Annotated in this window: 6 protein-coding genes and 1 pseudogene; 1 reads left to right on the top strand and 6 read right to left on the bottom strand. The window is 27.8% G+C overall.

The window, feature by feature from the left end:
* From ACF91D_RS29235 to ACF91D_RS29220, 4 genes and pseudogenes are all read right to left on the bottom strand, one after another.
* Positions 1-709: pseudogene (locus ACF91D_RS29235) on the bottom strand (hypothetical protein); the annotation flags it as partial.
* Between the two features lie 18 nt (positions 710-727).
* Positions 728-1,273 carry an SIR2 family protein gene (locus tag ACF91D_RS29230; protein WP_392438229.1) on the bottom strand — a complete coding sequence of 182 codons (546 nt, stop codon included), beginning with the start codon at positions 1,271-1,273 and terminating at the stop codon, positions 728-730.
* Between the two features lie 36 nt (positions 1,274-1,309).
* Positions 1,310-1,918 (bottom strand): TIR domain-containing protein, encoded by a 609-nt coding sequence (locus tag ACF91D_RS29225; RefSeq protein ID WP_390334007.1) that lies wholly within the window; start codon positions 1,916-1,918, stop codon positions 1,310-1,312.
* A gap of 71 nt (positions 1,919-1,989) precedes the next feature.
* Complete coding sequence (locus tag ACF91D_RS29220; protein WP_392438228.1) at positions 1,990-3,396, bottom strand: replication initiator protein A; 1,407 nt, start codon at positions 3,394-3,396, stop codon at positions 1,990-1,992.
* A gap of 520 nt (positions 3,397-3,916) precedes the next feature.
* Between ACF91D_RS29220 and ACF91D_RS29215 the strand changes: the two genes are divergently transcribed.
* Positions 3,917-4,453, top strand: a complete 537-nt coding sequence (locus ACF91D_RS29215; protein ID WP_392438227.1) for a helix-turn-helix domain-containing protein — start codon at positions 3,917-3,919, stop codon at positions 4,451-4,453.
* 145 nt (positions 4,454-4,598) lie between these two features.
* On the opposite strand, the gene ACF91D_RS29210 is transcribed toward ACF91D_RS29215, so the two are convergent.
* Positions 4,599-4,898, bottom strand: coding sequence for a hypothetical protein (locus ACF91D_RS29210; RefSeq protein WP_392438226.1), 300 nt, complete (start codon positions 4,896-4,898; stop codon positions 4,599-4,601).
* A gap of 92 nt (positions 4,899-4,990) precedes the next feature.
* The coding region (locus tag ACF91D_RS29205; protein WP_392438225.1) for a DUF3995 domain-containing protein at positions 4,991-5,327 on the bottom strand (337 nt) is incomplete at its 5' end.

Raw genomic sequence — 5,327 nt, 5'->3', positions numbered from 1 at the left:
AATTACGTTCTTCAGCAAGTTGAAATTCTTTCATCACTCCGTCGGCATTAACAATTTTACCATCTGATAATTTGTTTCCAAATACAAATATAGCAATACCGTTATTATCTAAGATATCTTCCCGATAAGTTTTCCAAAGATCTTTTATATCTTTATGGCCAGATGATTTTTGAGGAAATGGGCGTAATGTTAAATAATCATCTGTTTTAAGATGCTTTTGATAACCCATTTCTAGAGCTCCATTAATAACATAACTTCCAACACCTACACCAAAGCCAGACGTTATATGATAATTGTTTTCGACTAATTCAGCAGAAAGTGAATGTAATAAATCGCTGGCTTGGTTTTCGGTGAAATTACCGTATGCTTCTGCACTACCTGATATAAATATATTATTCACCTTAAATTTATCTTCAATACCCTTTAAGATATCCGTTATATCTGGATAGTCATCTACTAATACAGTTTGTATACCATATCTTTTTAAATCTTTAATTTTTAATTCTTGTTTGATCAAATCATATTGATAAGCTTCATTATCATATTCACCATTATTTAATTTATAATAATCTTCGCTTGGATTAACTTTTTTAAAAAAACAATAGTGATTTTTGGGTGCATCTTGCTCTTCAATTAAATCTACTCTTATTTTACTAAGTATTTGTTCAAGATTAGGATCTTCAAAACTAAATCCTATAAACAAAAACATATTTGATAATAATTCCCCTTATAACTTTGTAATAAAAGGTTCTCTCTTTCTACTATAACTTTCATAGTCATCTCTTGTTATAACTGCATCTTTTGGAAAATCTTTGTCTCCATGCATTTTATAAAGTACTACTTCTCTGTTAGGTTTGAATATTTTTACTTGTGATTTTTCTTTTTTTACATCTACAATTTTTCCCATATGACCTAGTGTATCTTCAATTATTGAGTCATAATTAGTAGTCCAATAAGTACTGATAGGTAACCTTGAAAGAATATCCAACGTCTCATTTCTTCTAGAATTTTGTTGAAATTCATTTACTATAGTCTCGTTAATAGTATGTCGTCCGTTCTTATTAACATAGTATTGAGCAACCGATACTAAATCGTGTTCTTTATCAATATCTAGACTTATTTCTTCAGCAATATCTTTCAAAAGTTCCTTCCAATTTACAAAACCAGAACCTCTAGATAAACCCGCCCCAGCGAAAACATTCAAATTATTATTTTTTAGTTCGTTTAAAATATCTTTTTCAAATTTTTTAATAGAAACTGATTCCGATGACAATTATACCCCTTCTTTCATGAATTATAGATTTGATAATTATTTAGTTCTTCTTAAATCATAATTATCTATATTTTTGCTTTTATTATAAGCGTTATCTATGTATTTATTTGGGTTCTCAAAAAAAGTTTCTTCGTCAATCAATGAAATATAAGAACCTTCTAAAGCATCTATACTTTGACATTTTTCACACACATATTTTGGTGGCGTTTGATTAGCTCTATTATTCTTTATAATGTCGTATAGATACGTTGTATCAGTGCTAGTTACTGAATGACCATCATTTTTAGATATAGTAGATCTTAACCATGAATAATCGTTGTTATATTTCATAACAACACCAAGAACACCATTTATACTTGATTTTCTATCTCCACGTTTGATTTCTTTTAATGCATATTCAATTTCCCAATCAATCCAATTACTTTCTTTCATTTTTGGAGAGATGATAACAATAGTAACTGAGGTATGATAAATTAACTCTTTTAAGTTTTCTCTAATATACTCAGTCGTTCTATCTGACAAATCTGGAGACGTACTAGTTTCACCTCTGTAGAATCTACCATCATCACCTAAAGCTTCTACGATACGATTACGTAAGTCTCTTGCTTCTGAATATTTGTATGAAATAAATGTATTATGCGCCAATTAAACACGCTCCCTATAAATATATTTTTAAATAACATGCTGTATATAATAATACCATATCTGATAGGCTATTAACCCACACCTAAAGCGTCTAACTCTTCTTCTGTCGCATCAATTTGTTTTCCAAAATTTGAATATTGATTATTTAATTTCTCTTGGCTTATAGCCATCCATTTTTCACCTGATAACTCTAATTCAGATTGATATAAACTAATATCATACTTTTTAAATTCATTAAGAACACTTTGTTTAAGATAACCTCTAAACTTACTAATCCCTTTATTTTCATCTCTCATTTTATCTTTAACACGTTTAATCATCTCTTTAAGTTCAAAATCTAAAGATTCTAATGAATAACTTGTATGATAGTAGTCATTAAACTCATTTTTAGATTTAACCATGATTCCTAATATTGTTTCTAATTCTTTATAAGTAAAACTAGTTAATGTTTTTTGTAATAACGGTGAGAAGTTAAAAGATCTTAATTTATTATTCTTCTTGTTTTCTTCTGAATCATGTTCTGTTTGTACTGTTTCACTCTCTTTATACATAGCATACATATCATTAGTACTTGTATTATTAAGAGAAGTATTATTATAAAGAGTATTATTAAGTCCTGTATTTGACCTCTTAGCATCTTCTTTTTTGACCTCTTGGTTATAGTACGTGTGAACTCCTATAGATTTTTCTGGTGGTGTAAGTACATATTTTTTTGTTTCTATTTCTTCTTGTACTTCTTCCTCTGTTAGTTGTTCATGTCTCAATGGTGTATATAAATAAAGTCTATATGGTTTATTGATTCCTGCTCTTACTTGTTTTAACAAACCTAAAGCCATTAACTCATCTTTAGCAGCTTTAATTTGATCTTTGTGAACACCAAATAGATTTGTTAATTCCTCATTTGGAAAAATACAAAATACTCGGCCACGCTCATCTTTATATTTTGAGTCTTTCTTTGTACTTACTGTAGATAACGTATAAGTGAAGCGGTCTTTTACTACTGTGTAAACTAATCTTGCTAATGTAGAAGTTTTATTATAATTATCATTTGTTTCTAAAAACTTAGGCATGTGCATATAAGATAGTTTCTTACCGTTATTGTAAGTTAAACTATCCTTAGTGATTTCTGGCTTATTTAAATATATTTGTTGGCCATTTTTACTTGTTGAAATCAAACCACATTTAACTAAGCTTTTTTTATATCTTTTAGCAGTAGATTCAGAGATATTAAACTCATCTGCAAGTTCTTTAATTGTATATTTCACAAATGGTTTACCTGTAACATCATAATATTGTTCTTTACCTTCTGACTTTACGCCTCTACTTAATTTATTAGCTAATTTCGTGTACATAGCTTTTGCTTGATATGGTACGTCTTTATATTTAACTTCAAATAATATCGATTTATATAATTTAAAGTGAGGTAACGCTTTCTTGTCATTCTCTCTACATATTCTTGTTTGTAATTGTTTTTCCATAATAAAAGACTCCTCCCAAAAAGAAACCGTTCTCTTTGAAAGAAGTCACAATTAATCATCTTTAAGCATTCTCAAAAGTATCGTTACGAAACGTTTTTAATATCTTATCTGGTTGCAAATCAAGCCATATCAAGATATACTGTAGATATCAATTAAATATCTTTTGAAGAATTTTAGCCACTTTTTAAGTAGTTAATTTTTCTTTCAAAGGTGAAAGAGTTATTGTTTGGCGACGTAACTCTTGATAACACAAAGATTTTGTAAAGAACTTGTCTTCTTTCAAAGGAACTCAACTACGACCAATAGTTGGGTTTCTTTTTTTATGTAATTTTTAGTTGAATTAAACTTGTTGAGATTATTGTAACATAAAAGGTAAATTATTGGCAGTAAATAAAGCAATATTTCGTTGACTTAATTCTTTTGATATGGAGTATATAGCTAATTGTTTTTGTATGTTTAATGATTAATTTACTGTATGATGGAATTATATTAAAAATCTATAATTATCAGAGGTTTTAAAATGGTGAACGTAAACATTGATAAATATATAAAGGCTGTAGGAGAAATAATAGGAGAAGTTCGAAAATCTCAGAGCATTACTCAAAAAGAGGCATCTGAAAAATTAGGTATATCTACGCCATATTATAGTCGATTAGAGAATTTCAAGATTAATAAAGTATCTTTATTAATCATTTCTAAATTGGCAAATAATGTAAATATCACACTTTCTGATTTATTATACGAAGCTAATAATAGAGTTAATTCTAACTTTGTAAAAAACATAACCTGTTATTATAAGTATGAAATTCAGGAAGAACAATTGTTATTAAATATTTTAAATGAAATTAAAGAAGAAAGATTATCAAAAGGTATAAGCCAGTATAAAATCGCTGAAGATATGCGGATTGTAAGACAATATTACAGTGATATTGAAAAAGGAAAAAATAAGTCCATATCTCTATATAGACTGTTAGAAATAACTGAAGTGATAGAAACTCCATTGTATATCTTAGTAGAACGAGCAGAAGATAAAATAGCGAATAATTATGAAATATGATTCCATAGTGACTTGCAAATCTTATAATTTATAGATATTATATAGGTATTAAATCTTTTATTTTCTTTCAAAAAGACTTATATACTTTTAAAGAACTCAACTACCTCCAATAGTTGGGTTCTTTTTTTATGTGATTTTTAATTAATTACCTATCTAATTCTCTTAAAGTAGCAGTAAAATCATGTGCTAATTCATCCTCATCATCGATGAATTGACCTTGTTTAGCCCCTTTAAAGTAATCTTTAAGGATATGTTTATCTCGTTTATACAGTAAACAAATAAGCACTATTATTGTAACAAGAACGAAAATTAGGATAACTAATAACAGTGATAGTTTATATCTGCCTTTATTATCTTCTAATTCCTCTAATCTTTTATAATATATATCAGCATCTTCTCTTGAGCCAAATTCAGCATATGTCAGTACTTCTTTATTGTTACGCATCTTTACTAGTCCCCTTTTTAAATATAGTAAAAATATTTATGTTCAATTATCTCACTAATGTATAGATTTCTCGACTACTCTTTATTAAATACTCAATAATGAAGTTTTCTTTTAGAATTCAAGAAAATTAATAGCCCCATTCCCCATAATAAAAATAAAGGATCCCAAATGAAAGTTTGTCCTATAATACTCAACTTAAAATTAACAGAAATAACGCCTAATAGTTTTAACCACCCACTTATCGTGTTTAAGCTCCCATAAATAAAAAGAATGGTTCCTCCTATATAAGCTATTATACTTATCAATTTATTGTCTTTGAAATTTAGTAAAGTTGGAATCCATGTAGCAGTTAGTTTAAATATCCCTACAAATAATAGGACTATAAGAAATTTGATACCATAATTTTGTTTGAATTCTATAGTCCATTCT

The organism is Staphylococcus sp. 231237_7MaSpsaltlick (genome assembly GCF_043107035.1).
Note: the sequence above shows the minus strand (reverse complement) of the source record. Positions and strands in the feature narration are given on the sequence as shown.

What these genes read in the sequence shown, in the direction of transcription:
- ACF91D_RS29220 (WP_392438228.1), bottom strand. Translation starts at nt 3,396, where the DNA reads ATGGAAAAACAATTACAAACAAGAATATGTAGAGAGAATGACAAGAAA.
- ACF91D_RS29210 (WP_392438226.1), bottom strand. Translation starts at nt 4,898, where the DNA reads ATGCGTAACAATAAAGAAGTACTGACATATGCTGAATTTGGCTCAAGA.
- ACF91D_RS29215 (WP_392438227.1), top strand. Translation starts at nt 3,917, where the DNA reads ATGGTGAACGTAAACATTGATAAATATATAAAGGCTGTAGGAGAAATA.